Below are 25815 nucleotides of genomic sequence, written 5' to 3'. Positions count from 1 at the left end.
GTCTTATCCTTCATTACACTACGCCAGCGCGCAGCAGATCATGCATATGTACCACACCCAGCAGTTGGTCGCCATCGGCAACCATCACTGAGGTAATATGACGGGACTGCATCAGGTTCAGCACATCTACCGCCAGCGTGCCCGGACGGACGCGGATCCCGCCTGGCGTCATCACATCAGCAATGCCCAGCGTTCGGACATCCACACCCATATCGAATACCCGGCGCAGGTCGCCGTCGGTGAAAATGCCCTGAATCTTCATCAGATCGTCGCAGATAACCGTCATGCCCAGGTTTTTACGGGTGATCTCCAGTAACGCGTCGCGCAAAGAGGCCTCTTTGCTCACGTGCGGGATCTCATCTCCGGTGTGCATAATATCGTTAACCCGCAGCAGCAGTTTGCGCCCGAGCGCGCCGCCGGGATGAGACAGGGCAAAATCTTCAGGCGTAAAACCGCGGGCTTCCAGCAGCGCAACGGCAAGGGCATCGCCCATCACCAGCGCGGCGGTTGTGCTGGAGGTCGGCGCCAGCCCCAGCGGACAGGCTTCTTTAGGCACTTTCACGCACAGGTGAATATCCGCCGCACGCGCCATGCTGCTTTCCGGTCGGCTGGTCATGCAAATCAGCGGTACGTGCAGACGCTTCAGTACCGGGATCAACGCCAGGATTTCATTCGATTCCCCGGAGTTGGACAGCGCAATAACCACGTCCTGCGGCGTAACCATGCCGAGGTCACCGTGCGCGGCTTCACCGGGATGAACGAAGAATGACGACGTGCCGGTACTGGCAAAGGTCGCCGCCATTTTGCGTCCGATATGGCCGGATTTGCCCATCCCCATCACCACGACTTTGCCGGCACAGTAGAACATCTTCTCACAGGCCAGACTAAAATCCTGATTAATGTACTGATCTAACTGCGCCAGACCTTCACGTTCAATCTCCAGAACGTCTTTGCCTGCTTTCTGAAAGTCAAAACCCGGCTGCAATTCTATTTGCGACATAATGCGTTTCCGTTTACCCAGAGAGAAGAGGCGAAAGCCAGTACAGCATCGCCAGCCATACGATAAATCCACCCGTCAGCAGCGCGCCTGCGCCTTTGCCGATCTGCTCTTTTCGCCGCCAGCAGAGCAGGGCGAAAATCACGCTGACCAGCAGCATCACACCGTAATCGCGCGTGAAAACCATAGGGTTAAACGGCCCCGGCGAGATTAGCGCCGGCAGCCCTGTCACGATTGCGATATTGAAAATATTCGAGCCGATGATATTGCCGATGGCGATATCATCTTCCCCTTTACGCGCCCCGGCGATGGCGGTGGCCAGCTCTGGCAGGCTGGTGCCGATGGCGATTACCGTCAGACCGATTGTCAGTTCGCTCATCGCAAACGCGTTCGCCAGCACCGTCGCGTTATCGACCACCATCCGCGTGGCCATTGGCATGATGATCAGCGCGACGCCCAGCCACAGCAGGGCGACGGGTAAGGTCCCTTCCCGGGGCAGCTCGGCGAGATGCTCACGCGTGAGGCTATCGTTACCCTGTTTTTCCGCCAGACGTGCGATCTTCACGCTGTAAAGCAACCAGATCACGGCCAGGGCGAGCAGGAATATACCGTCACCGACGCTCAGCACCCCGTCATAAAGTACGTAGCCTGCCAGCAGACTGACGACTAACATTAACGGCAATTCCCGGCGCAAAACATCAGAATGCACGCGAAATGGATGCAGTAATGCGGCTAAGCCTAAAATCAGTAAGATATTGACGATGTTAGAGCCAATCGCGGTGCCGATAGCGAGGTCGACCTGCCCATGCAGCGAGGCTGAAACAGAAACGATGATTTCAGGAAGCGATGTGCCTACACTGACCACCGTCATGCCGATAATGATGGGCGGCATGCCAATGAGTCGACAGAGAATGGATGCGGCAAAGACCAAACGGTCAGCACTGTAGACCACCAACAGTAAACCAATTATTAACAGTGCTGTTGCTAAAAGCATCAAAAGTCCTTTCTTCAGGTATACTCGCTGGTCCACTGCGCACGAATGTTGGCGCCAGATGAAGTCTGAGACGTAACGAATTCCTAATTTTGACTTTATGCGCCGGAAAAGTAAAACAAATGCCAGCTTTCGCTAACCCCAATAGTGAATATTCTGTAAAAATGCGGGGTTTAGGGCTGATTTACGCTTCATGCCAGCCGTGAAGCAAGGTAAGTAAGGAACCATAAATGAGCCAAACGATGGCGAATATAGTCGATGTCCGGGGCGTCAGTTTTTCTCGCGGCAACCGGTTAATATTTGATGATATTTCGCTGACCGTGCCGCGCGGTAAAATCACCGCCATCATGGGGCCGTCAGGGATCGGTAAAACCACGTTGCTGCGTCTTATCGGCGGGCAAATCCCCCCTGACAGCGGCGAAATTCTCTTCGACGGCGAAAATGTCCCGGCGATGTCTCGCTCGCGCCTCTACACGGTTCGCAAACGGATGAGCATGCTCTTTCAGTCGGGCGCGCTGTTCACGGATATGAACGTTTTTGACAACGTGGCCTATCCGTTGCGTGAGCACACCCATCTTCCTCCTGAGCTGTTGCACAGTACGGTGATGATGAAGCTTGAAGCCGTGGGGCTGCGGGGGGCTGCGAAACTCATGCCGTCCGAACTCTCGGGTGGGATGGCGCGCCGCGCCGCGCTGGCGCGTGCTATTGCCCTGGAACCCGATTTAATCATGTTCGATGAACCGTTCGTCGGGCAGGACCCCATCACCATGGGCGTGCTGGTGAAGTTAATTTCGGAGCTGAACAGCGCCCTTGGCGTCACCTGCGTGGTGGTTTCCCACGACGTGCCGGAAGTGCTGAGTATCGCTGATTACGCCTATATTGTGGCTGACAAAAAGATCGTCGCCCACGGCAGTGCGCAGGCGTTGCAGGAGAATGGCGATCCGCGCGTGCGACAGTTCCTGGACGGTATCGCAGATGGGCCGGTGCCTTTCCGCTATCCGGCGGGCGACTATCATGACGATTTACTCGGAATAGGGAGTTAAGCCACTCATGCTGTTAAATGCGTTGGCGGGTCTTGGACACCGTGGCCTAAAAACCATCAGTACGTTCGGGCGTGCCGGATTAATGTTGTTCAACGCGCTGGTCGGCAAACCGGAGTTCCGCAAGCATGCGCCGTTACTGGTACGGCAGCTTTATAACGTCGGCGTGCTGTCGATGCTTATCATCATCGTGTCGGGTCTGTTTATTGGCATGGTGCTGGGGTTGCAGGGGTATCTGGTGCTGACAACCTACAGCGCGGAAACCAGCCTTGGCATGCTGGTGGCGCTCTCGCTGCTGCGTGAACTCGGGCCGGTGGTTGCCGCGCTGCTGTTCGCCGGGCGTGCCGGGTCAGCGTTGACGGCGGAAATTGGCCTGATGCGCGCCACCGAGCAGCTCTCCAGTATGGAGATGATGGCAGTCGATCCGCTGCGCCGGGTAATCTCGCCGCGCTTCTGGGCCGGGGTTATCTCCTTGCCGTTACTGACTATCCTCTTTGTGGCGGTAGGTATCTGGGGAGGCGCGCTGGTTGGCGTTAACTGGAAAGGCATTGATGCCGGATTCTTCTGGTCTGCCATGCAGGACGCCATCGATCTGCGGATGGATCTGGTGAACTGTCTGATCAAGAGCGTGGTTTTCGCTGTGACGGTTACCTGGATTGCGTTGTTTAATGGTTACGATGCCATTCCGACGTCGGCGGGCATTAGCCGTGCAACGACGCGTACTGTCGTACATTCGTCGCTGGCCGTTTTAGGTCTGGATTTTGTGCTCACCGCACTGATGTTTGGGAATTGAGTTCATGCAAACGAGAAAAAATGAAATTTGGGTTGGCGTGTTTCTGCTTCTGGCGCTGCTGGCCGCGCTGTTCATCTGCCTGCGAGCGGCGGACATCACCTCTGTTCGCGCCGAGCCGACGTATCGTGTCTACGCGACTTTCGATAACATCGGCGGCCTGAAAGCGCGCTCACCGGTGCGTATTGGTGGCGTCGTTATCGGACGTGTCGCTGACATTACGCTTGATGAGAAAACCTATCTGCCGCGCGTCGCGATGGATATCGAAGAGCGCTATAACCACATTCCGGACACCAGCTCGCTTTCTATCCGCACCTCTGGCCTGCTGGGGGAGCAATATCTGGCCCTTAACGTTGGTTTTGAAGATCCTGAGCTGGGAACGACTATCCTTAAAGACGGTAGCGTAATCCAGGATACCAAGTCAGCGATGGTGCTGGAAGATATGATTGGTCAGTTCCTTTACAACAGTAAAGGGGATGATAAAAAGTCTGACGATGCCCCTGCGCAGAGTGAAGACCACACCAACGTCGAACCGACGCCAGGCGCGACGAATTAATTTCAGGAGAAGTCATTCATGTTTAAACGACTGTTAATGGTTGCCATGCTGGTCATTGCCCCTCTTACCGCGGCGCACGCTGCGGATCAGAGTAACCCGTACAAACTGATGGATGAGGCCGCGAAGAAAACCTTCGACCGTCTTAAAAACGAACAGCCAAAAATCCGTTCTAACCCTGATTATCTGCGTGATGTGGTGGATCAGGAACTGCTGCCGTATGTGCAGATCAAGTATGCGGGCGCACTGGTGCTGGGCCGTTACTACAAAGACGCGACCCCGGCACAGCGCGAGGCTTACTTTGCGGCGTTCCGTGAATACCTGAAACAGGCTTACGGCCAGGCGCTGGCGATGTACCACGGGCAGACCTATCAGATTGCCCCTGAACAGCCGCTGGGCGATGCCACTATCATTCCTATTCGCGTGACGATTATCGATCCAAACGGTCGTCCACCGGTTCGTCTGGACTTCCAGTGGCGTAAAAACAGCCAGACCGGAAACTGGCAGGCGTACGACATGATCGCTGAAGGCGTCAGCATGATCACCACTAAACAGAACGAGTGGAGCGATCTGCTGCGCACTAAAGGCATCGATGGCCTGACGGCTCAGCTTCAGTCCATCTCTCGTCAGAAAATTACCCTGGACGAGAAGAAGTAATGTCACAGCAGCTTAGCTGGGCGCGTGACGGCGAGACGTTGACGCTGACGGGAGAGCTGGATCAGGATCTGCTTAACCCGCTGTGGGACGCTCGCCATAACGCGATGCAGGGCGTGACGCTGATTGATCTCCATGGCGTTACGCGGGTAGATACCGCCGGTATCGCCCTGCTGGCGCACCTGGTGGCCACGGGCAAAAAGCAGGGGAGTGGCGTTACCCTGACGGGGGTAAGCGATAACGTGATTACCCTTGCACAGCTTTACAATTTGCCCGAAGACGTATTACCTCGCTAATTTTTTCAGTACGTTACTTCTGAAAGCCCCGACAGTTTACGCGTCGGGGCTTTTTGCTTGTTTAAGACCGCGCCACTTTGCTCTAAGATGTTGAGCTTGTTTTCACTATCAGATGATGTAGACCCCATGGAAAATAATGAAATCCAGACTGTGCTGATGAATGCACTCTCCCTTCAGGAAGCCCACGTCTCTGGCGATGGCAGTCACTTCCAGGTTATTGCTGTGGGTGAGATGTTCGACGGAATGAGTCGCGTGAAGAAACAGCAGGCTGTGTACGCGCCGCTGATGGAATACATTGCGGATAACCGCATCCACGCCCTGTCGATTAAAGCGTTCACCCCACAGGAGTGGGCACGCGATCGCAAACTAAACGGTTTTTGAGCTGAGGGCGAAACGCCCGCAGCACGGTTGAATTTATAAGAGAGCAAACGATGGATAAATTTCGTGTACAGGGACCCACGCGTCTCCAGGGCGAAGTCACAATTTCTGGCGCTAAAAACGCCGCGCTGCCCATTCTTTTCGCTGCGCTGCTCGCAGAAGAGCCGGTAGAGATCCAGAACGTACCGAAGCTGAAAGATATCGACACGACCATGAAGTTGCTCGGCCAGTTGGGCACCAAAGTGGAGCGTAACGGTTCCGTCTGGATCGATGCCAGCAACGTGAACAACTTCTCAGCGCCGTATGAGCTGGTGAAAACCATGCGTGCTTCCATCTGGGCGCTTGGTCCGCTGGTGGCGCGTTTCGGTCAGGGACAGGTTTCACTGCCGGGCGGATGCGCTATCGGCGCGCGTCCCGTTGACCTGCATATCTTCGGCCTGGAAAAACTCGGCGCGGAGATCAAGCTGGAAGAGGGTTACGTTAAAGCGTCCGTCAATGGTCGTCTGAAAGGCGCGCACATTGTCATGGACAAAGTGAGCGTGGGCGCAACGGTCACCATCATGTCGGCTGCTACGCTGGCAGAAGGCACTACCATCATCGAAAACGCCGCCCGTGAGCCGGAGATCGTGGATACCGCGAACTTCCTGGTCGCGCTGGGGGCGAAGATCAGCGGGCAGGGCACAGACCGTATCACCATCGAAGGCGTTGAACGTCTGGGTGGTGGTGTGTATCGCGTACTGCCAGATCGTATCGAAACCGGTACCTTCCTGGTGGCCGCGGCCATTTCTGGCGGTAAGATTGTCTGCCGTAACGCCCAGCCGGATACCCTGGATGCGGTGCTGGCGAAACTGCGCGATGCGGGTGCGGATATCGAAATCGGTGAAGACTGGATCAGCCTCGATATGCACGGGCAGCGTCCTAAAGCCGTTAACGTGCGTACTGCGCCACATCCGGCATTCCCGACGGATATGCAGGCACAGTTCACGCTGTTGAACCTGGTGGCCGAAGGCACGGGCTTCATCACGGAAACTATCTTCGAAAACCGTTTCATGCACGTACCGGAACTGATCCGTATGGGTGCGCATGCTGAGATTGAAAGCAACACGGTAATTTGCCACGGCGTTGAAAAACTGTCCGGTGCGCAGGTGATGGCGACCGATCTGCGCGCGTCTGCGAGCCTCGTATTGGCAGGTTGTATTGCGGAAGGGACTACCGTTGTCGATCGTATCTACCACATCGATCGTGGATACGAGCGTATTGAGGACAAACTGCGCGCGCTGGGTGCAAATATCGAGCGTGTGAAGGGCGAGTAATCGTTCCGGCACCCCCCTGCCATAACAGGCCGGGGGATTGCTGTTCCTGTCAATCCTGGTGCATCAGTCCTGATGTGCTTTCTTCGTTTTGCCCTGGCGCATCATGCGCGTTCTGTCGATAAATTCATGGGTAATAGGATCGTGGTAGCGTGACGGCCATATCACCCACGGATGCGTATCCAGCGCCGTCGCGATAATCAGTTCCCCCTTCGGCCATGGGCGGGTCAGGGCGTTTGCCAGCGTCGACGAGCTTAGCCCATGACGACGTGATTCGGCAGCCAGCGATGTTCCTTTTTTACGCAGTGCCGCAATAATGTCAGCAGAATGCCAGTCGATGAATTTTGTATCCATAATGCTGTCCTTGTGTTCGTTATCGTCCACGTCGTTTCGTGTGAAAAGACAGCATTACTATACTCACTTCGAACATGTGTTCTAAAAAGTTCATGTTACGAGAAGCAATATTCAGAATAAGGCACGGCTTTATACATGCGGCCTGTAACCCGATGGGCTTACGCGGAAATGTAATTTATTGGTGTGTACTGGAATCTCCCTGCGTGGGCGCAGGGAGATGAGGAGGGGATTATCGATCGCGCTGGACGGCGATGTGCGCGAGGCCGATTAGCGCATCACGCCATGGGCTGTCGGGAATGACCTGAATGGCGGCGATGGCTTTGTCCGCTTCTTCTTCAGCGCGCTGACGCGTCCATTCCAGGGAGCCGCAGATAGCCATTGTTTCCAGTACCGGTTCCAGAAGATGGCGTCCATTTCCCTGCTCGATAGCCTCCCGGATCATTTTCGCCTGCTCTGGTGTGCCATTGCGCATCGCGTGGAGCAGCGGCAGCGTTGGCTTGCCTTCGTTCAGGTCATCGCCGACGTTTTTACCGAGCGTTTCGCCATCCGCGCTGTAGTCCAGCAAATCATCAATCAGCTGGAACGCGGTGCCGAGGTAACGGCCATAGTCCTGAAGGCCCTTTTCCTGAGCTTCGCTACAGCCTGCCAGAATGCCGGAGCATTGCGCGGCGGCTTCGAACAGACGTGCGGTCTTGCTATAAATCACCCGCATATAGTTTTCTTCGGTGATGTCCGGGTCGTTGACGTTCATCAGCTGTAGGACTTCACCTTCAGCGATAACGTTCACGGCTTCTGACATCACTTCCAGCACCTTCAGCGAGCCAAGGCTGGTCATCATCTGGAAGGCGCGGGTATAGATAAAATCGCCTACCAGAACGCTTGCCGCATTACCAAACGCGGCGTTGGCGGTGGCTTTTCCACGACGCATGTCTGATTCATCCACAACATCGTCGTGAAGCAGGGTGGCGGTGTGGATAAATTCGATCAGCGCCGCGATCGTGACGTGGGCATTTCCCTGATAGCCAACCGCGCGCGCAGCCAGAATGGCAATCATCGGACGAATACGTTTACCGCCGCCGCTGACGATATAATAGCCCAACTGATTGATCAGCTGAACGTCAGAGTTGAGTTGCTCCAGGATTGCTGCATTCACACCCGCCATATCTTGCGCGGTTAACTCATTGATTTTTTCTAAATTCATCGCAAAAGCCGGGCTTTTTATCCTGTTTATCCCACACGAGATGGGTACACAAAGGGTTTCGGTTTATAAATAGTATTGCTGATTGTACTGAAAAAACGGCTCAGATAAACGTTACCGTACGTGTTGTGTTTTTTTTCTTCATGTATTGATGGTAGCACTTGTCAAAGGCTCGCGTTTTGCGTAATATTCGCGCCCTATTGTGAATATTTATAGCGCACTCTGAATCATACGAGGATGTGCGCGGAAGCGGAGTTTATATGTACGCGGTTTTCCAAAGTGGTGGTAAACAACACCGAGTAAGCGAAGGTCAGACCGTTCGCCTGGAAAAGCTGGACATCGCAACTGGCGAATCTGTTGAGTTCGCTGAAGTTCTGATGATCGCAAACGGTGAAGAAGTCAAAATCGGCGTTCCTTTCGTTGATGGCGGCGTTATCAAAGCTGAAGTTGTTGCTCACGGTCGTGGCGAGAAAGTTAAAATCGTTAAGTTTCGTCGTCGTAAACACTATCGTAAGCAGCAGGGCCACCGTCAGTGGTTCACTGATGTGAAAATTACTGGCATCAGCGCCTAAGACCTGAGGAGAGATTTAAATGGCACATAAAAAGGCTGGCGGCTCCACACGTAACGGTCGCGATTCAGAAGCTAAACGCCTGGGCGTTAAGCGTTTCGGTGGCGAATCCGTTCTGGCGGGTAGCATCATCGTTCGTCAGCGTGGCACCAAGTTCCACGCGGGTACCAACGTAGGTTGCGGTCGTGACCACACTCTGTTTGCTAAAGCAGACGGTAAAGTGAAATTTGAAGTTAAAGGCCCGAACAACCGTAAATACATCAGCATCGTTGCTGAGTAAGGTTTTCTCGGTCCGGTAACGGATTAAAGCCCCGCAACGTGTTGCGGGGCTTTTTACATTGGAAACCCGGAAAATTTTCTGTAGGGAAAACGGGCATGAAGCAGCAGGCCGGCATGGGTATTCTTTTGGCGCTCACTACCGCAATGTGCTGGGGTGCGCTGCCAATTGCAATGAAGCAGGTACTGGAAGTCATGGAGCCACCGACGGTGGTGTTTTATCGCTTCCTGATGGCAGGCATAGGCCTGGGCGCCATTCTGGCCGTCAAAGGTAAGCTGCCACCGCTGCGCATCTTCCGAAAACCGCGTTGGCTGGTGTTACTGGCTATCGCGACGGGCGGTCTGTTCGGTAACTTCATTCTGTTCAGCTCTTCCCTGCAATATCTTAGCCCTACAGCGTCGCAGGTGATTGGTCAGCTTTCACCGGTCGGCATGATGGTCGCCAGCGTATTCATCCTCAAGGAGAAGATGCGCGGCACGCAGATCATCGGGGCAAGCATGCTGCTTTGCGGGCTGGTGATGTTCTTTAACACCAGCCTGATTGAGATTTTTACCCGCCTGACGGATTACACCTGGGGTGTCATTTTTGGGGTGGGTGCAGCAACGGTCTGGGTGAGTTATGGCGTCGCGCAAAAGGTGTTATTGCGCCGTCTTGCCTCACAGCAGATCCTCTTTTTGCTGTACACTTTGTGTACACTGGCATTATTGCCTTTAGCGAAGCCGGGTGTAATTACCCAGCTCAGCGACTGGCAACTGGCGTGCCTCATTTTTTGTGGGCTGAATACGCTGGTCGGTTATGGCGCTCTGGCTGAAGCCATGGCGCGCTGGCAGGCAGCACAGGTGAGCGCCTTAATCACGCTTACCCCGCTGTTTACGCTGTTATTTTCAGATTTGTTATCAATGGCCTGGCCCGATGTCTTCGTCAAGCCGATGCTCAACCTGTTGGGTTATCTCGGTGCGTTTGTCGTGGTTGCGGGCGCGATGTATTCCGCCATTGGTCATCGTCTCTGGGGGCGTTGGCGCAAAAATGAAGCGGTTGTAATAGTCCCCCGCTCAGGCGAATGAGTTACGGAGAGTAAAATGAAGTTTGTTGATGAAGCGACGATTCTGGTCGTGGCAGGTGATGGCGGTAACGGTTGTGTAAGCTTCCGCCGTGAAAAATATATTCCTCGTGGCGGTCCTGACGGCGGTGATGGTGGGGATGGTGGCGACGTGTGGCTGGAGGCGGATGAAAACCTCAACACGCTGATCGACTACCGTTTCGAAAAATCTTTCCGCGCCGAGCGTGGCCAGAACGGCCAGAGCCGCGACTGTACCGGTAAACGCGGTAAAGACGTGACGATCAAAGTGCCGGTGGGTACGCGTGTCATCGATCAGGGCACGGGCGAAACCATGGGTGATATGACCAAACACGGTCAGCGCCTGATGGTGGCGAAAGGCGGCTGGCATGGTCTGGGTAACAGCCGTTTCAAATCTTCCGTTAACCGTACCCCGCGTCAGAAAACCATGGGTACCCCGGGTGATAAGCGCGACCTGCAACTGGAACTGATGCTGCTGGCGGATGTGGGGATGCTGGGTATGCCAAACGCCGGTAAATCGACGTTTATCCGTGCGGTCTCTGCGGCGAAACCCAAAGTAGCGGATTATCCGTTTACGACGCTGGTGCCGAGCCTGGGCGTTGTCCGTATGGATAACGAGAAGAGCTTTGTGGTCGCTGACATCCCGGGTCTGATTGAAGGGGCAGCAGAAGGCGCCGGTCTGGGTATTCGCTTCCTGAAGCACCTTGAGCGTTGTCGCGTACTGTTGCACCTCATCGACATCGATCCAATCGACGGTTCCGATCCGGTTGAAAATGCCCGTATCATTATTGGCGAGCTGGAGAAATACAGTGAAAAACTGGCGCAAAAACCGCGCTGGCTGGTATTCAACAAGATCGACCTGATGGACAAAGCGGAAGCTGAAGCGAAAGCTAAAGCGATTGCCGAAGCGATGGGTTGGGAAGATAAGTACTATCTGATCTCTGCCGCCAGCCAGGTTGGCGTGAAAGATCTCTGCTGGGATGTGATGACCTTTATCATCGAGAATCCGGTCGTTCAGGCAGAAGAGGCGAAACAGCCTGAAAAAGTCGAATTCATGTGGGATGACTACCACCGCCAGCAGCTCGAAGAGCTGGAAGCGGAAGAAGATGATGAAGACTGGGACGATGACTGGGATGAAGACGACGAAGAAGGCGTCGAGTTCATCTACAAGCACTAACCCCTGTATAAAGCCCCTTAACGGGGCTTTTTTTTATCCTATTTTCGCCGGTAACCAACAGCTGGCGATGAGGCCACCCTCAGCGCCGTTCTCCAGCGTTAAATGGCCATGATGGAGCTGTACGATACGCTGTACGATGCTCAGCCCAAGGCCGCTGCCGCCGTAGCGCTGGTCGAGACGTCGGAAAGGTTCGGTGATCGACTGGCGGTGCGCCTCATCAATACCCGGCCCCTGATCGGTAACGCTCACCCGGGTACCGCCCTCCGTCGCTGTTAATGCCACTTCAATGGTTGTGCCTGCCGGGCTGTAGCGGGCGGCATTCTCCAGAAGGTTCCTTAGCATCAGACGTAACAGGACGGCGTCCCCCTGTACCGTCAGCGCGCTGTGGGCCGGCCATATTACCGTATGCTCTTTGGCTTCATGCTCCAGGCTGAGCGGAGCAATGATCGTCTCTGTCCAGTTCACGGTATCGTAATGGCCGCTGGCCATCGCCTGCCCGGCACGCGCCAGCATCAGCAGCTGTTCTACCGTGTGCATCAACTGATCGATACGGCTTATCAGTGGCGTGGCCTGCGGGGAACCGGACTGAGCCATCAGTTCCAGATGGAGCCTGATCCCCGCAAGCGGCGTACGTAACTCGTGTGCCGCATCGGCGGTAAACAGGCGTTCCTGTTGAATAGTGTGGTCCAGCCGGGCGAGGAGTTGATTGAGCGACGTGGTCACAGCGCCTATCTCTTCCATATCAGAATACATCGGCAGGGGAGTCAGATTATCCGCCGAACGATTCGCAAGGCTGGCGCGAAGTTTGTTGAGTGGTCGGGTGATCCAGGTGACTGCCCAGAATGAGAAGAGCAGGGTAAAACCGACCATTACCAGAGAAGGGACCAGCAGGGAGGCAATGGCTTCGCGGATCTCTTTTTCGACATGGTTGTTGCGCGCTTTGGCGGACAACGTTTCGTTCACCAGAAAACCGATCTGCTCGCGGCTCTCATGCCACAGCCAGACTACGCTAATGAGTTGAAAAAATAGCAGAATAACCGCCAGCAACACCATTAATCGCCGGCGCATACTGTTCATTTCTGGCTCTCCAGACGGTAACCCACGCCGCGTACGGTTTTGATGCGATCTTTACCGAGCTTGCGCCGCAGATTATGAATGTGAACTTCAAGCGTGTTTGATCCCGGATCGTCCTGCCAGGAGTAGATGTCCTGTTGCAGCGTTTCACGGTGCACGGTCTGCCCGCTGCGCATGATCAGGCGCGTCAGCAGAGCGAACTCTTTTGGCGTCACTTCCACAGGCTGAGACTGGCGCAGCACCTGCTGAGTTTGCAGATTGAGGGTGATATCTCCGTCCGTCAGCAGGTTGTCGCTGTGGCCCTGATAGCGGCGGATCAACGCCCGTACGCGAGCCTGTAGCTCGGCAAGGGCGAAGGGTTTTACCAGATAATCGTCAGCGCCAGAATCCAGCCCGTTAATTCTGTCTTCAATGGCATCGCGGGCGGTGAGAATCAAGACGGGATTCTCAACCCCGCGACGACGCCACTGGCAGAGCAGCGTCGCGCCGTCTTTATCCGGCAGCCCTAAATCCAGTATCACGAGGCTGTATTCACCGCTCTGGATCAGGGCATCTGCTTCAGCGGCCGTGGTGGCACAATCCAGGGCGTAGCCTTCATTCCCCAGCGCCAGCGCTAACCCTTCCTGCAATAACAGATCGTCTTCAACTATCAGTAGTTTCATCGCTAGTTATTCTGGTAGATGTCCTTATAGAGCCTGCTTTCGAAACGCACCAGTGGAATACGGCGATTGCGCTGGTCAGCCGGTTCGACGGCATAGCCGGAAAGATACTGCACAAATGCCATGCGTTGTCCGCTGGCGGTAGTGATAAAACCGGCAAGGTTGTAAACGCCTTGCAGGGAACCCGTTTTGGCTGACACTTTGCCATCCACGCCCGCAGCGTGAAGGCCCGCGCGGTACTGAAGAGAGCCGTCGTGTCCGGCAAGCGGCAGCATCGTAATAAAGTTTAGCTCAGCGTCATGCTGAGCAATGTACTGCAACACCTGCATCATGGTGGCCGGCGAGATCAGGTTATGACGCGATAAACCGGAACCATCAACGGCGATCGTATTGCCCAGATCGATACCCGCCTGCTGGCGCAGGATCTGACGTACGGCATCAGAACCGGCCCGCCAGGTGCCCGGCACACCAAATCGCGCGTGCCCAATCATGCGGAACACCGTGTCGGCAATCATGTTATCCGACTTTTTCAGCATAATCTTAAGCAAATCATGCAGTGGCGCGGACTGTTTGCTGGCGATCACCGTGCCTGGCTCATTCACCTGCGTCTGGCGCAGCAGCGTTCCGGTGTAGGTTATGCCCGCCTGCTTCAGTTCATCTTTAAAAATGGCACCGGCATAGCCCGCGCCATCCTGAATGGCGAAGGCCAGCGGGAGGGGATCGGACCGCTGGGTCAGGCAGCCGGTGAGCGTATAGCGATTGAGATCGCCCGGTACCACGTCCAGCTCGCAATACTGCGCCTCCGGGGAGCCTTTCGCCAGCGTCCGCACCTGGCTGAACATCGTGACCGGGTAGTATGAGGCCACGCGGATAAAAGCTAAGTCATTTGGTTTTGGCGCGCTGTAAAGCGATACGGAGAAGCAGTTACGGTCAACGATGGCGGCGGCTGGCGGGGCGCTAAAGCACTGCGTCATGTCGTTCCACGGCCAGCCAGGCGCTTTATCGTGGCTGGCGAAAATGGAGGTGTCGATCAGCACGTTGCCATCAATTTTTGTTACGCCGGATTTTTTCAGTACCGCCACCATATTGCGGACATCCTGGCGCTTAAAGGTGGGATCGCCACCAAAACGGGCGATAAGATCGCCTTTCAGTTCGCCACCCTCAACGTTACCTCTGGTTTCAAGGGTGGTAGTAAAACGGAAGTCAGGCCCGAGCTGGAGCAGGGCGGCGAGGGCAGTGATCACCTTCTGGGTACTGGCAGGCAGCGCCATCTGTTGACTGTGATAGTCAATCTCGGGAGCCTGCGCGCCAACCTTCTGCACCATCAGGGCAAGGTTCGCGCCGGCGGGCAGTTGATTAATGTACTCATCAACATTCGCGGCCTGAACGGTGAACGTTATACTGGTAGTCAATCCGATGATAAAACTGGAAAATCGCATAATCTCGCGCTAACAACCCAAAAACAAACCGTCATACTACGGTGCATGGCACTGTAAAGTAAACGATGACCCATAGTGAACTTCGCGGTAAAATGCGTATCAAATTGAAAAATTGCTGCTGACCTGGGGCGTTGCTCCCGGGTCGGTTTTCTTTTTGCTTCTGGCCTGTTCAGGTGGGCTGGAGCAGGGAACACTGCTCCCAACAGGAATGTTTAAGAGGTATAACAAATGCAAGCTATTCCGATGACCTTACGTGGTGCCGAAAAACTGCGCGAAGAGCTGGATTTTCTCAAATCCGTGCGTCGCCCTGAAATCATCGCCGCTATCGCGGAAGCGCGTGAGCATGGCGACCTGAAAGAGAATGCTGAATACCACGCGGCGCGTGAGCAGCAGGGTTTCTGTGAGGGGCGCATTAAAGATATCGAGGCGAAACTGTCTAACGCGCAGGTTATCGATATCACCAAAATGCCAAATAATGGCCGTGTGATCTTCGGCTCTACCGTCAGCGTCCTGAATCTGGACAACGACGAAGAGCAGACCTATCGCATCGTGGGTGATGATGAAGCGGACTTCAAACAGAACCTGATTTCGGTGAACTCGCCGATTGCTCGTGGCCTGATTGGCAAAGAGCAGGACGATGTGGTCACCATCCGCACCCCTGGTGGTGAAGTGGAATACGAAATTATTAAGGTTGAATACCTGTAATTCGCTTCTCTACTAAGATGTTGATACATTGTAAAGAAAAGAAAAAGGCCGCATAGCGGCCTTTTATCAACTCAAGGAGCATGGCATTTTGCTCGCCTGCTGAAAGAAATCCCTCGTTTCACACAGAAAATGTGTTCGATTCAGGATATCCTTAACGTGGCAGCGAGATTTTGCGCTCTTTTGATGGGCGATAGAGCACCAGCGTTTTACCGATGACCTGTACATTACAGGCGCCGGTTTCGCGCACGATGGCTTCCACGATCAGGTTTTTAGTGTCTCTGTCTTCAGAGGCGATTTTCACCTTGATCAGCTCGTGGTGTTCCAGCGCTTGTTCAATCTCGGCAAGCACCCCTTCGGTCAAACCATTGTTGCCAAGCATCACTACAGGCTTGAGCGGATGTGCCAGACCTTTAAGGTGCTGTTTTTGTTTAGTACTCAGATTCATCGTATATTTTTGCTTACGTTGGGATTGAAAACGGTTCATTCTACCGCCATCTCCCTAATATCGCCAAATAGCTGCGTAGAAATTTACGTCACAGGCAAGCAACGATGAACCAGGACGGAAATGTTAAATGACAGGTAAAAAGCGTTCTGCCAGCTCCAGCCGCTGGCTTCAGGAACACTTTAGCGATAAATATGTTCAACAGGCGCAGAAAAAGGGGTTGCGTTCCCGCGCCTGGTTTAAACTTGATGAAATACAGCAAAGTGACAAACTTTTTAAACCGGGAATGACGGTGGTCGACCTCGGTGCGGCACCTGGCGGATGGTCCCAGTATGCGGTTACGCAGATCGGCGGAACGGGCCGAATCATCGCATGCGATCTTTTACCAATGGATCCCATCGTCGGTGTCGACTTCCTTCAGGGCGACTTTCGTGATGAATTAGTGCTTAAAGCACTACTTGATCGTGTTGGTGACAGTAAGGTCCAGGTTGTCATGTCGGATATGGCGCCAAATATGTGTGGAACACCGGCGGTGGATATCCCCCGCGCCATGTATCTGGTGGAACTAGCGTTAGAAATGTGTCGTGATGTACTAGCGCCTGGTGGTAGTTTTGTTGTGAAGGTGTTTCAGGGCGAAGGTTTCGAGGAGTATCTTAAGGAAATTCGCTCCCTGTTTGCGAAGGTCAAAGTTCGTAAGCCGGACTCTTCCCGGGCCCGTTCCCGTGAAGTGTATATTGTAGCGACCGGGCGAAAATGATAACCGGTAGATTTCAGGCGAAAGTTTGAATGAAACTGGATATAGAGTATCCTGACGCTGTTTTTAACACAGTTGTAATATGAGGTTAATCCCTTGAGTGACATGGCGAAAAACCTAATACTCTGGCTGGTCATTGCCGTTGTGCTGATGTCAGTATTCCAGAGCTTTGGGCCCAGCGAGTCGAATGGCCGCAAGGTGGATTATTCTACCTTCCTGCAAGAGGTCAATCAGGACCAGGTTCGCGAAGCGCGTATCAACGGACGTGAGATCAACGTTACCAAGAAAGATAGTAACCGTTACACGACTTACATCCCGGTGAACGATCCTAAGCTGCTTGATAACCTTCTGACCAAAAACGTCAAAGTGGTAGGCGAGCCGCCGGAAGAACCAAGCCTGCTGGCTTCTATCTTCATTTCCTGGTTCCCGATGCTGCTTCTTATCGGCGTCTGGATCTTCTTTATGCGCCAGATGCAGGGCGGTGGTGGCAAAGGTGCCATGTCGTTCGGTAAGAGCAAGGCGCGTATGCTGACGGAAGACCAGATCAAGACCACGTTTGCTGACGTAGCAGGTTGTGACGAAGCAAAAGAAGAGGTGGGTGAACTGGTTGAATACCTGCGCGAGCCGAGCCGTTTCCAGAAACTGGGCGGTAAGATCCCGAAAGGCGTCCTGATGGTCGGCCCTCCGGGTACCGGTAAAACCCTGCTGGCAAAAGCCATCGCGGGTGAAGCGAAGGTGCCGTTCTTTACTATTTCAGGTTCTGACTTCGTTGAAATGTTTGTGGGTGTCGGTGCATCTCGTGTGCGTGACATGTTCGAGCAGGCTAAGAAGGCAGCACCGTGCATCATCTTCATCGATGAAATCGACGCCGTAGGCCGCCAGCGTGGCGCAGGCCTGGGTGGTGGTCACGATGAACGTGAGCAGACGCTGAACCAGATGCTGGTTGAGATGGACGGCTTCGAAGGTAACGAAGGTATTATCGTTATCGCGGCAACTAACCGTCCGGACGTACTCGACCCTGCGCTGCTGCGTCCAGGCCGTTTTGACCGTCAGGTTGTGGTCGGTCTGCCGGATGTTCGCGGTCGTGAACAGATTCTGAAAGTGCATATGCGACGCGTACCGCTGGCGCCAGATATCGACGCGGCAATCATCGCGCGTGGTACTCCAGGCTTCTCCGGTGCGGATCTGGCTAACCTGGTCAACGAAGCAGCACTGTTTGCCGCTCGCGGTAACAAGCGCGTGGTGTCCATGGTGGAATTCGAGAAAGCGAAAGACAAAATCATGATGGGTGCGGAACGTCGCTCCATGGTGATGACGGAAGCGCAGAAAGAGTCCACGGCATATCACGAAGCGGGCCACGCGATTATCGGTCGTCTGGTGCCGGAACACGATCCCGTACACAAGGTGACGATTATTCCGCGCGGTCGTGCGCTGGGTGTGACCTTCTTCCTGCCTGAAGGCGACGCGATCAGCGCCAGCCGTCAGAAGCTGGAAAGCCAGATTTCAACCCTGTACGGCGGTCGTCTGGCTGAAGAGATTATCTACGGTGCGGAACATGTTTCCACCGGTGCGTCGAACGATATTAAAGTGGCGACAAACCTGGCGCGTAACATGGTGACTCAGTGGGGCTTCTCCGACAAACTCGGTCCGCTGCTGTATGCAGAGGAAGAGGGCGAAGTATTCCTGGGCCGCTCTGTGGCAAAAGCGAAACATATGTCCGATGAAACGGCACGTATCATCGACCAGGAAGTGAAAGCGCTGATTGAACGTAACTACGCTCGCGCCCGTCAGATCCTGAACGACAATATGGACATCCTGCATTCGATGAAAGATGCACTCATGAAATATGAGACCATCGATGCACCGCAGATTGACGACCTGATGGCGCGCCGCGAAGTGCGTCCGCCGGCAGGCTGGGAAGACCCAGGCGCGTCTAACAATTCTGACAACAATGGCACCCCGCGTGCGCCGCGTCCGGTCGATGAACCGCGTACGCCAAACCCGGGCAACACCATGTCAGAGCAGTTGGGCGACAAGTAAGTCACTGCTGTTGAAGCGTTTGTCTGTATCTCAAACCCTGGAGCTTGCTCCGGGGTTTTTCTTATCTGTTTAACCACATTAATTCCAGGGATTTCACCATGAAACTATTCGCCCAGGACTCGCATCTCGACCTTTCACATCCTCATGTGATGGGGATCCTGAATGTCACGCCTGATTCCTTCTCTGACGGCGGCACGCATAATTCGCTTATCGACGCGGTTAAACACGCGAATTTAATGATCAACGCGGGTGCCACCATCATTGACGTTGGAGGGGAGTCAACGCGGCCTGGCGCGGCGGAGGTTTCGGTGGAAGAAGAGCTGGCGCGCGTGGTGCCGGTGGTGGAGGCTATCGCCCGGCGCTTTGAAGTGTGGATCTCCGTTGATACCTCCAAACCCGAAGTGATCCGTGAAGTGGCGAGAGTAGGCGCTCACATTATCAATGATATCCGCTCGCTGACCGAGCCGGGCGCGATTGAAGCCGCCGCAGAAACCAGGCTACCGGTGTGTCTGATGCATATGCAGGGCCAGCCTAAGACAATGCAGGAGGCGCCAAAATATGACGATGTGTTTGCCGACGTCACCCGCTTCTTTATTGAGCATATCGAACGCTGTGAACGTGCGGGTATCGCAAAAGAGAAATTGCTGCTCGACCCGGGCTTCGGTTTCGGTAAAAATCTCTCACACAATTACGCGTTGCTTGCGCGCTTATCAGAGTTTCATCAGTTCGGCCTGCCACTGCTGGTGGGAATGTCGAGAAAATCGATGATTGGTCAGTTGTTGAATGTCGGGCCGAGCGAACGTCTGAGCGGCAGTCTGGCCTGCGCGGTGATTGCCGCGATGCAAGGTGCACACATCATTCGCGTCCATGACGTAAAAGAAACAGTAGAAGCCATGCGTGTGGTGGAAGCCACACTGGCAGCGAAGGAAAACAAACGCTATGAGTAATCGTAAATATTTTGGTACCGATGGCATCCGTGGGCGCGTAGGCGATGCGCCAATTACCCCTGACTTTGTCCTGAAGCTGGGCTGGGCAGCGGGGAAAGTGCTGGCGCGTCATGGCTCCCGTAAGATCATTATTGGGAAAGATACCCGTATTTCGGGTTATATGCTGGAGTCCGCGCTGGAAGCCGGGCTGGCGGCGGCGGGGCTTTCAGCTTCCTTTACGGGACCAATGCCGACCCCTGCTGTTGCCTATCTGACCCGCACCTTCCGTGCGGAAGCGGGCATCGTCATTTCAGCTTCCCATAATCCGTTCTATGACAACGGTATCAAATTCTTCTCCATCGACGGCACCAAACTGCCGGATGACGTGGAAGAGGCGATTGAAGCGGAAATGGAAAAAGAGATCACCTGTGTTGACTCCGCTGAGCTGGGTAAAGCAAACCGTATTGTCGATGCCGCAGGCCGCTACATTGAATTCTGCAAAGGCACTTTCCCGAATGAGCTGAGCCTGGCACACCTCAAAATTGTGGTGGACTGTGCCAACGGTGCGACTTACCACATTGCGCCGAATGTGTTCCGCGAGCTGGGTGCGAAAGTGATCACTATCGGCTGCGAGCCGGACGGTCTGAACATCAACGAAGAAGTTGGCGCGACAGACGTGCGTGCCTTGCAGGCGCGTGTCCTGGCTGAAAAGGCCGATCTGGGTATTGCCCTGGATGGCGATGGTGACCGTGTGATCATGGTTGACCACGAAGGTAACAAGGTCGATGGCGATCAGATCCTCTACATCATTGCGCGTGAAGGCCTGCGTCAGGGGCAGCTGCGCGGTGGCGCGGTCGGCACGCTTATGAGCAATATGGGCCTGGAACTGGCGTTGAAACAGCTGGGCATCCCGTTTGTTCGTGCGAAAGTGGGTGACCGCTACGTGCTGGAAAAACTCCAGGAGAAAGGCTGGCGTATTGGCGCGGAAAACTCCGGCCACGTGATCCTGCTCGATAAAACCACCACCGGTGACGGTATTGTGGCGGCGCTTCAGGTTGTTGCCGCGATGGCGCGTAACCATATGAGCCTGCACGATCTGTGCAGCGGCATGAAAATGTTCCCGCAGATTCTGGTCAATGTGCGTTTCACCGCGGGTAAAGGCGACCCGCTGGAAAATGATAACGTGAAAGCGGTGATGGCAGACGTGGAAGCGACTCTTGGCAGCCGTGGGCGCGTCCTGCTGCGTAAGTCGGGTACCGAGCCGCTGATCCGCGTGATGGTGGAAGGCGAAGACGAAGCGCAGGTAACTGAATTTGCGCACCGCATTGCGGATGCAGTCAAAGCTGCATAATCTTTCAGAATAAGTGTTTAAAAAGGCGGCGTTTGCCGCCTTTGTTTTAAGCAATGAATGGCTTTTTGCTGTTTTTTTCCGCAGTTGATACAATGCCTCGAAAATGCCCTTGCGAAGGTGATTCGCTTTGGTTAGTATTCACACCCGCTTCAGTGGGAAACAAAATCCTGCTAATTGGTCGAAGCATTGGTATGCGGCAAATCCGCAAGGAACAGGTTGATTATGTACGAAGCTCTTTTAGTTATTTTCCTTATTGTAGCCATCGCTCTCGTAGCGCTGATTATGCTACAGCAAGGTAAAGGCGCTGATATGGGAGCCTCCTTCGGAGCAGGCGCTTCCGGTACGCTGTTCGGTTCAAGTGGTTCTGCGAACTTCATGACCCGCACCACGGCGATTCTGGCTACGCTGTTCTTCATCATCAGTCTGGTGCTGGGCAATATCAACAGCAACAAGACCAGTAAAGGAAGCGAGTGGGAAAATCTGAGCGCGCCAGCAAAAACTGAGCAAACTCAGCCAGCTGCACCGGCTAAGCCAACCAGCGATATCCCGCAGTAAGTATTCCGTACCGAGGTGGTGGAATTGGTAGACACGCTACCTTGAGGTGGTAGTGCCCTAACGGGCTTGTGGGTTCGAGTCCCATCCTCGGTACCAATATTCCAGAAGAAAGACGTCGCAAGACGTCTTTTTTTTCGTCTGTACATTCTGTGTATCCGATCTTTTGTAGGGCGGGTAAGCGCAGCGCCATCCGCCGTTTTGCCCGGTGGCGCTGCGCTTACCGGGCCTACGAAGAGCATAAAAAAGGCGCCCAATGGGCGCCTTTTGCATGACTTGCTGTCGATTATTTCTTATCGCTGTGTTCCAGGTTCTCAACCTGAGGGAGGCCATTACCGGAACTGGCGGAGAGCAGGCCATTCTCAACATAGTTGAACAGCTTCTCACGGGTATCGGTGATGTCCAGGTTACGCATGGTCAGCTGGCCAATACGATCGTCCGGAGAGAACACTGACTCACCTTTCTCCATGGTCAGACGCTCTGCTTTATAGGTCAGGTTGTCAGACACGGTATTGAGGATGGAGTAATCATTTCCGCGACGCAGTTCCAGCGTCACTTCGCCGGTGATTGCGCTTGCCACCCAACGTTGCAGGGCGTCACGCAGCATCAGCGCCTGTGGATCAAACCAGCGACCCTGATACAGCAGTTTGCCCAGCTGACGGCCATGAGAGTGATACTGCTCGATGGTGTCTTCGTTGTGAATACCGGTCAGCAGACGCTCGTAAGCGATGTGCAGCAGCGCCATCCCCGGCGCTTCGTAAATGCCACGGCTTTTCGCTTCGATGATACGGTTTTCGATCTGATCGCTCATACCCAGACCGTGACGACCGCCGATGCGGTTTGCTTCCAGCATCAGTTCAACATCGTCGGAGAAGGTTTTACCGTTCAGGGCAACCGGATGACCACGTTCGAAACGCACGGTCACTTCTTCCGCCGGGATCTTCACGTTCTCATCCCAGAACTTCACGCCCATGATCGGGTTAACAATTTTTACGCTGGAGTTCAGGAATTCCAGGTCTTTCGCTTCGTGCGTCGCACCCAGCATGTTGGAGTCGGTTGAGTAGGCTTTCTCAACGGACATCTTGTAGTCAAAGCCGCAGGCAATCATAAACTCAGACATTTCATGACGGCCACCCAGCTCGTCGATGAAGTCGGTATCCAGCCACGGTTTGTAGATCTGCAACTCGGCGTTGGTCAGCAGGCCATAACGATAGAAACGTTCAATATCGTTGCCTTTATAGGTGCTACCGTCCCCCCAGATGTTCACGCCATCTTCTTTCATGGCGGCAACCAGCATAGTGCCGGTGACGGCACGACCCAGCGGGGTGGTATTGAAATAGGTCAGGCCGCCGGTCGTATTATGGAAAGCACCGCACTGGATTGCGGCAATCCCTTCGGCAACCAGCTGCTTACGGCAGTCGATCAGACGTGCGTTCTCTGCGCCATATTCCATGGCACGACGAGGGATCGCGTCATAATCTTCCTCGTCCGGCTGACCCAGGTTCGCAGTATATGCATAAGGAACCGCTCCCTTCTGGCGCATCCACAGCAGTGCAGCGCTGGTATCCAGGCCGCCAGAAAAAGCGATGCCAATACGTTGTCCTACCGGGAGATGCTTGAGAATCGTCGTCATATAATAAAACCCTGCTTGATTGACTGATTAGAGACCGCTTTCGCTCTCGATGCATGTTTATGCAAAATAAGTGAGTATTCATTTAATCATCTTTTATCGACGACCGAAAGAGACGTGTGCGTTTTTTGTATAAATTTCCCTTTTATTGCCCTGGCTGAAGTTGGGTTGACAGGTGGGGTCAACTATCAATATACTGAACGCCGATTTTACGTCCCGTCTTCGGTACCAAATCCCAGCATTATTTGCAAATTCTGTCCAAAACGCGTAGAATTTGCCACGTTTCAGGCGCGGGGTGGAGCAGCCTGGTAGCTCGTCGGGCTCATAACCCGAAGGTCGTCGGTTCAAATCCGGCCCCCGCAACCACTTTCCCATAAAGTTCTTTTTCAAATATACTGTGAAGACTTAGAGCCTTCGTAGCTGGATTTGAAAAAATGCTTTCGGAGAGTGCTCCAGGCCACAGTTGTGGCTATAGGGTTCAGTTATCTAAAGCCCCGATTTATCGGGGTTTTTTGTTATCTGACTACAGAATAACTGGGCTTTACGCCCTTTTTTTATGTCTTGGGGGTGGGCTTGTCCACATTAGAGCAAAAATTAACAGAGATGATTACTGCGCCGGTCGAAGCACTGGGCTACGAACTGGTCGGCATCGAATTCGTTCGCGGCCGTACATCCACACTGCGCATCTATATTGATAGTGAAGATGGCATCAATGTTGATGATTGTGCTGATGTCAGCCACCAGGTGAGTGCGGTTCTTGATGTTGAAGATCCGATTACCGTTGCGTACAACCTGGAAGTTTCCTCACCTGGCCTCGATCGTCCGATGTTCACGGCCGAGCACTACGTGCGCTTTACCGGTGAAGAAGTGGCTCTCGTTCTGCGTATGGCCGTACAGAACCGCCGTAAATGGCAGGGAATTATCAAAGCCGTTGATGGTGAAATGATCACGGTGACAGTCGAAGGCAAAGATGAAGTGTTCGCGCTGAGTAATATCCAGAAGGCGAACCTGGTTCCCCACTTTTAACAGTCTGGATTGAGGTGAAAAGCCCGCGATGAACAAAGAAATTTTGGCTGTTGTTGAAGCCGTCTCCAACGAGAAATCACTGCCGCGTGAGAAGATTTTCGAAGCGCTGGAAAGTGCACTGGCTACAGCAACCAAGAAAAAATACGAACAAGAGATCGATGTTCGCGTAGAAATCGATCGTAAAAGCGGTGACTTCGATACATTCCGTCGTTGGGTAATCGTTGAAGAAGTGACCCAACCGACCAAAGAGATCACGCTGGAAGCGGCACGTTTTGAAGACGAAAGTCTGAACGTGGGTGACTACGTTGAAGATCAGATTGAATCTGTTACCTTCGACCGTATCACCACCCAGACCGCGAAGCAGGTTATCGTGCAGAAAGTGCGCGAAGCCGAGCGCGCGCTGGTTGTCGATCAGTTCCGCGATCAGGAAGGCGAAATCATCACTGGCGTGGTGAAGAAAGTGAACCGCGACAACATCTCTCTGGAGATCAAATCCGAAGGGCTGCCGGGTAACGCTGAAGCCGTGATCCTGCGCGAAGACATGCTGCCGCGTGAAAACTTCCGCCCAGGCGACCGTATTCGTGGTGTGCTGTATGCCGTACGTCCTGAAGCGCGTGGTGCACAGCTGTTTGTGACGCGTTCTAAACCAGAAATGCTGGTTGAACTGTTCCGTATCGAAGTGCCGGAAATCGGCGAAGAAGTTATCGAGATCAAAGCGGCGGCTCGCGATCCGGGTTCCCGTGCGAAAATCGCGGTGAAAACCAACGACAAGCGTATCGACCCGGTCGGTGCTTGCGTCGGTATGCGTGGCGCACGTGTTCAGGCGGTTTCTACCGAACTGGGCGGCGAGCGCATTGATATCGTTCTGTGGGACGATAACCCGGCGCAGTTCGTGATCAACGCAATGGCACCGGCTGATGTGGCGTCTATCGTTGTTGACGAAGACAAACACACCATGGATATCGCTGTAGAAGCGGGCAACCTGGCGCAGGCGATTGGCCGTAACGGTCAGAACGTACGTCTGGCGTCACAGCTGAGCGGCTGGGAACTCAACGTGATGACCGTTGATGACCTTCAGGCCAAGCATCAGGCTGAAGCCCACGCGGCGATCGATACCTTCACCAAATACCTGGACATTGACGAAGACTTCGCCACTGTGCTGGTTGAAGAAGGTTTCTCTACGCTGGAAGAACTGGCCTACGTGCCAATGAAAGAGCTGCTGGAAATTGACGGTCTGGATGAACCAACCGTTGAAGCCCTGCGTGAACGCGCTAAAAACGCACTGACCACCCTGGCGCTGGCTCAGGAAGAAAGCCTTGGCGATAAGAAGCCGGCTGATGACCTGCTGAATCTGGAAGGTCTTGATCGTGCGATTGCGTTCAAGCTGGCTGCCCGTGGTGTTTGTACGCTGGAAGATCTCGCTGAGCAAGGCGTTGATGACCTGGCCGATATCGAAGGTTTAACCGACGAGAAAGCCGGCGAACTCATCATGGCCGCACGTAATATTTGCTGGTTCGGCGACGAAGCGTAATAAACTGTAGCAGGAAGGAACAGC

The 25815-nt window shown here is 54.1% G+C and carries 28 protein-coding genes and 2 tRNA genes; 21 read left to right on the top strand and 9 right to left on the bottom strand.

Going from position 1 to position 25815, the window contains the following annotated elements:
• Nucleotides 1-13 precede the first annotated feature (13 nt).
• Together kdsD and IMQ56_RS21420 are read right to left on the bottom strand one after the other, a co-directional pair.
• Nucleotides 14-1000 (bottom strand): arabinose-5-phosphate isomerase KdsD, encoded by a 987-nt coding sequence (gene kdsD, locus IMQ56_RS21425; RefSeq protein WP_003861853.1) that lies wholly within the window; start codon nt 998-1000, stop codon nt 14-16.
• Nucleotides 1001-1013: 13 nt separating this feature from the next.
• Nucleotides 1014-1991: a calcium/sodium antiporter gene (locus IMQ56_RS21420; protein WP_003861852.1), complete on the bottom strand. Its 978-nt coding sequence runs from the start codon at nt 1989-1991 to the stop codon at nt 1014-1016.
• A gap of 227 nt (nt 1992-2218) precedes the next feature.
• Here IMQ56_RS21420 and mlaF point away from each other — a divergent pair, with 227 nt between their 5' ends.
• The 7 genes from mlaF (at nt 2219) to murA (ending at nt 7012) form a co-directional block, all read left to right on the top strand.
• Nucleotides 2219-3031, top strand: coding sequence for a phospholipid ABC transporter ATP-binding protein MlaF (mlaF, locus tag IMQ56_RS21415; protein WP_017382730.1), 813 nt, complete (start codon nt 2219-2221; stop codon nt 3029-3031).
• A gap of 7 nt (nt 3032-3038) precedes the next feature.
• On the top strand, nt 3039-3821 hold the full coding sequence (gene mlaE, locus IMQ56_RS21410) for a lipid asymmetry maintenance ABC transporter permease subunit MlaE (protein ID WP_003861848.1): 783 nt from the start codon (nt 3039-3041) through the stop codon (nt 3819-3821).
• 4 nt (nt 3822-3825) lie between these two features.
• A complete protein-coding gene (gene mlaD / locus IMQ56_RS21405) occupies nt 3826-4374 on the top strand; it encodes an outer membrane lipid asymmetry maintenance protein MlaD (protein WP_006812131.1) in 549 nt (182 codons plus the stop codon).
• Between the two features lie 18 nt (nt 4375-4392).
• On the top strand, nt 4393-5028 hold the full coding sequence (gene mlaC, locus IMQ56_RS21400) for a phospholipid-binding protein MlaC (protein WP_006812130.1): 636 nt from the start codon (nt 4393-4395) through the stop codon (nt 5026-5028).
• Complete coding sequence (mlaB, locus tag IMQ56_RS21395; protein WP_032649664.1) at nt 5028-5321, top strand: lipid asymmetry maintenance protein MlaB; 294 nt, start codon at nt 5028-5030, stop codon at nt 5319-5321. Before mlaC ends, mlaB begins: the two co-directional genes overlap by 1 nt.
• Before the next feature lie 126 nt (nt 5322-5447).
• Entirely contained in the window at nt 5448-5702 is a 255-nt protein-coding gene (gene ibaG / locus IMQ56_RS21390) for a BolA family iron metabolism protein IbaG (protein ID WP_003861840.1), read from the top strand.
• 50 nt (nt 5703-5752) lie between these two features.
• The gene (murA, locus tag IMQ56_RS21385) at nt 5753-7012 is read left to right on the top strand and encodes a UDP-N-acetylglucosamine 1-carboxyvinyltransferase (protein WP_006812128.1); all 1260 of its coding nucleotides are present in this window, start codon (nt 5753-5755) and stop codon (nt 7010-7012) included.
• 63 nt (nt 7013-7075) lie between these two features.
• On the opposite strand, the gene sfsB is transcribed toward murA, so the two are convergent.
• Complete coding sequence (sfsB, locus tag IMQ56_RS21380; protein ID WP_020480545.1) at nt 7076-7363, bottom strand: DNA-binding transcriptional regulator SfsB; 288 nt, start codon at nt 7361-7363, stop codon at nt 7076-7078.
• A gap of 229 nt (nt 7364-7592) precedes the next feature.
• Entirely contained in the window at nt 7593-8564 is a 972-nt protein-coding gene (gene ispB, locus IMQ56_RS21375) for an octaprenyl diphosphate synthase (RefSeq protein WP_006812126.1), read from the bottom strand.
• Between the two features lie 257 nt (nt 8565-8821).
• Between ispB and rplU the strand changes: the two genes are divergently transcribed.
• The 4 genes from rplU (at nt 8822) to cgtA (ending at nt 11662) form a co-directional block, all read left to right on the top strand.
• On the top strand, nt 8822-9133 hold the full coding sequence (gene rplU, locus IMQ56_RS21370) for a 50S ribosomal protein L21 (protein WP_003025032.1): 312 nt from the start codon (nt 8822-8824) through the stop codon (nt 9131-9133).
• Between the two features lie 19 nt (nt 9134-9152).
• A complete protein-coding gene (gene rpmA / locus IMQ56_RS21365; protein WP_003861831.1) occupies nt 9153-9410 on the top strand; it encodes a 50S ribosomal protein L27 in 258 nt (85 codons plus the stop codon).
• A gap of 95 nt (nt 9411-9505) precedes the next feature.
• Complete coding sequence (locus tag IMQ56_RS21360) at nt 9506-10471, top strand: DMT family transporter (protein ID WP_196063910.1); 966 nt, start codon at nt 9506-9508, stop codon at nt 10469-10471.
• Nucleotides 10472-10486: 15 nt separating this feature from the next.
• Nucleotides 10487-11662: an Obg family GTPase CgtA gene (gene cgtA, locus IMQ56_RS21355; protein WP_003861823.1), complete on the top strand. Its 1176-nt coding sequence runs from the start codon at nt 10487-10489 to the stop codon at nt 11660-11662.
• 33 nt (nt 11663-11695) lie between these two features.
• On the opposite strand, the gene pmrB is transcribed toward cgtA, so the two are convergent.
• Genes pmrB through dacB form a run of 3 tightly spaced genes read right to left on the bottom strand, consistent with a single transcriptional unit; the run spans nt 11696 to nt 14834 of the window.
• Nucleotides 11696-12739, bottom strand: coding sequence for a two-component system sensor histidine kinase PmrB (pmrB, locus tag IMQ56_RS21350; protein ID WP_017382733.1), 1044 nt, complete (start codon nt 12737-12739; stop codon nt 11696-11698).
• Nucleotides 12736-13398 (bottom strand): two-component system response regulator PmrA, encoded by a 663-nt coding sequence (gene pmrA / locus IMQ56_RS21345; RefSeq protein ID WP_015571977.1) that lies wholly within the window; start codon nt 13396-13398, stop codon nt 12736-12738. The genes pmrB and pmrA overlap by 4 nt, the downstream gene beginning before the upstream one ends.
• Before the next feature lie 2 nt (nt 13399-13400).
• The gene (gene dacB, locus IMQ56_RS21340; RefSeq protein WP_015571976.1) at nt 13401-14834 is read right to left on the bottom strand and encodes a serine-type D-Ala-D-Ala carboxypeptidase; all 1434 of its coding nucleotides are present in this window, start codon (nt 14832-14834) and stop codon (nt 13401-13403) included.
• Between the two features lie 228 nt (nt 14835-15062).
• Between dacB and greA the strand changes: the two genes are divergently transcribed.
• Nucleotides 15063-15539, top strand: a complete 477-nt coding sequence (greA, locus tag IMQ56_RS21335) for a transcription elongation factor GreA (RefSeq protein WP_006812122.1) — start codon at nt 15063-15065, stop codon at nt 15537-15539.
• A 151-nt stretch (nt 15540-15690) separates the two neighbouring features.
• Here greA and yhbY read toward each other — a convergent pair whose 3' ends face one another.
• Nucleotides 15691-15984, bottom strand: a complete 294-nt coding sequence (gene yhbY, locus IMQ56_RS21330; protein ID WP_003861814.1) for a ribosome assembly RNA-binding protein YhbY — start codon at nt 15982-15984, stop codon at nt 15691-15693.
• Between the two features lie 127 nt (nt 15985-16111).
• On the opposite strand from yhbY, the gene rlmE reads away from it, so the two are divergent.
• From rlmE to IMQ56_RS21300, 6 genes are all read left to right on the top strand, one after another.
• Nucleotides 16112-16738: a 23S rRNA (uridine(2552)-2'-O)-methyltransferase RlmE gene (gene rlmE, locus IMQ56_RS21325; RefSeq protein ID WP_003861812.1), complete on the top strand. Its 627-nt coding sequence runs from the start codon at nt 16112-16114 to the stop codon at nt 16736-16738.
• A 102-nt stretch (nt 16739-16840) separates the two neighbouring features.
• Nucleotides 16841-18775, top strand: coding sequence for an ATP-dependent zinc metalloprotease FtsH (gene ftsH / locus IMQ56_RS21320; RefSeq protein ID WP_003861810.1), 1935 nt, complete (start codon nt 16841-16843; stop codon nt 18773-18775).
• A 98-nt stretch (nt 18776-18873) separates the two neighbouring features.
• Nucleotides 18874-19722: a dihydropteroate synthase gene (gene folP, locus IMQ56_RS21315; RefSeq protein ID WP_108393952.1), complete on the top strand. Its 849-nt coding sequence runs from the start codon at nt 18874-18876 to the stop codon at nt 19720-19722.
• Nucleotides 19715-21052 carry a phosphoglucosamine mutase gene (glmM, locus tag IMQ56_RS21310; protein WP_017693917.1) on the top strand — a complete coding sequence of 446 codons (1338 nt, stop codon included), beginning with the start codon at nt 19715-19717 and terminating at the stop codon, nt 21050-21052. Before folP ends, glmM begins: the two co-directional genes overlap by 8 nt.
• A 222-nt stretch (nt 21053-21274) precedes the next feature.
• The gene (gene secG / locus IMQ56_RS21305; protein WP_003861803.1) at nt 21275-21607 is read left to right on the top strand and encodes a preprotein translocase subunit SecG; all 333 of its coding nucleotides are present in this window, start codon (nt 21275-21277) and stop codon (nt 21605-21607) included.
• A 9-nt stretch (nt 21608-21616) separates the two neighbouring features.
• Nucleotides 21617-21703, top strand: a tRNA-Leu gene (locus tag IMQ56_RS21300).
• A 187-nt stretch (nt 21704-21890) separates the two neighbouring features.
• Here IMQ56_RS21300 and argG read toward each other — a convergent pair.
• Nucleotides 21891-23237: an argininosuccinate synthase gene (gene argG, locus IMQ56_RS21295; protein WP_015571974.1), complete on the bottom strand. Its 1347-nt coding sequence runs from the start codon at nt 23235-23237 to the stop codon at nt 21891-21893.
• Nucleotides 23238-23523: 286 nt separating this feature from the next.
• Between argG and IMQ56_RS21290 the strand changes: the two genes are divergently transcribed.
• From IMQ56_RS21290 to nusA, 3 genes are all read left to right on the top strand, one after another.
• Nucleotides 23524-23600, top strand: a tRNA-Met gene (locus IMQ56_RS21290).
• 207 nt (nt 23601-23807) lie between these two features.
• Nucleotides 23808-24260: a ribosome maturation factor RimP gene (gene rimP, locus IMQ56_RS21285; protein ID WP_014833432.1), complete on the top strand. Its 453-nt coding sequence runs from the start codon at nt 23808-23810 to the stop codon at nt 24258-24260.
• A 28-nt stretch (nt 24261-24288) separates the two neighbouring features.
• Nucleotides 24289-25791 (top strand): transcription termination factor NusA, encoded by a 1503-nt coding sequence (nusA, locus tag IMQ56_RS21280; RefSeq protein WP_003861798.1) that lies wholly within the window; start codon nt 24289-24291, stop codon nt 25789-25791.
• The last annotated feature ends 24 nt before the right edge of the window (nt 25792-25815 follow it).

The organism is Enterobacter sp. Res13-Sevr-PEC09-46 (genome assembly GCF_015672585.1).
In the GTDB taxonomy this organism is placed as follows: Bacteria; Pseudomonadota; Gammaproteobacteria; order Enterobacterales; family Enterobacteriaceae; genus Enterobacter; species Enterobacter hormaechei_C.
Note: the sequence above shows the minus strand (reverse complement) of the source record. Positions and strands in the feature narration are given on the sequence as shown.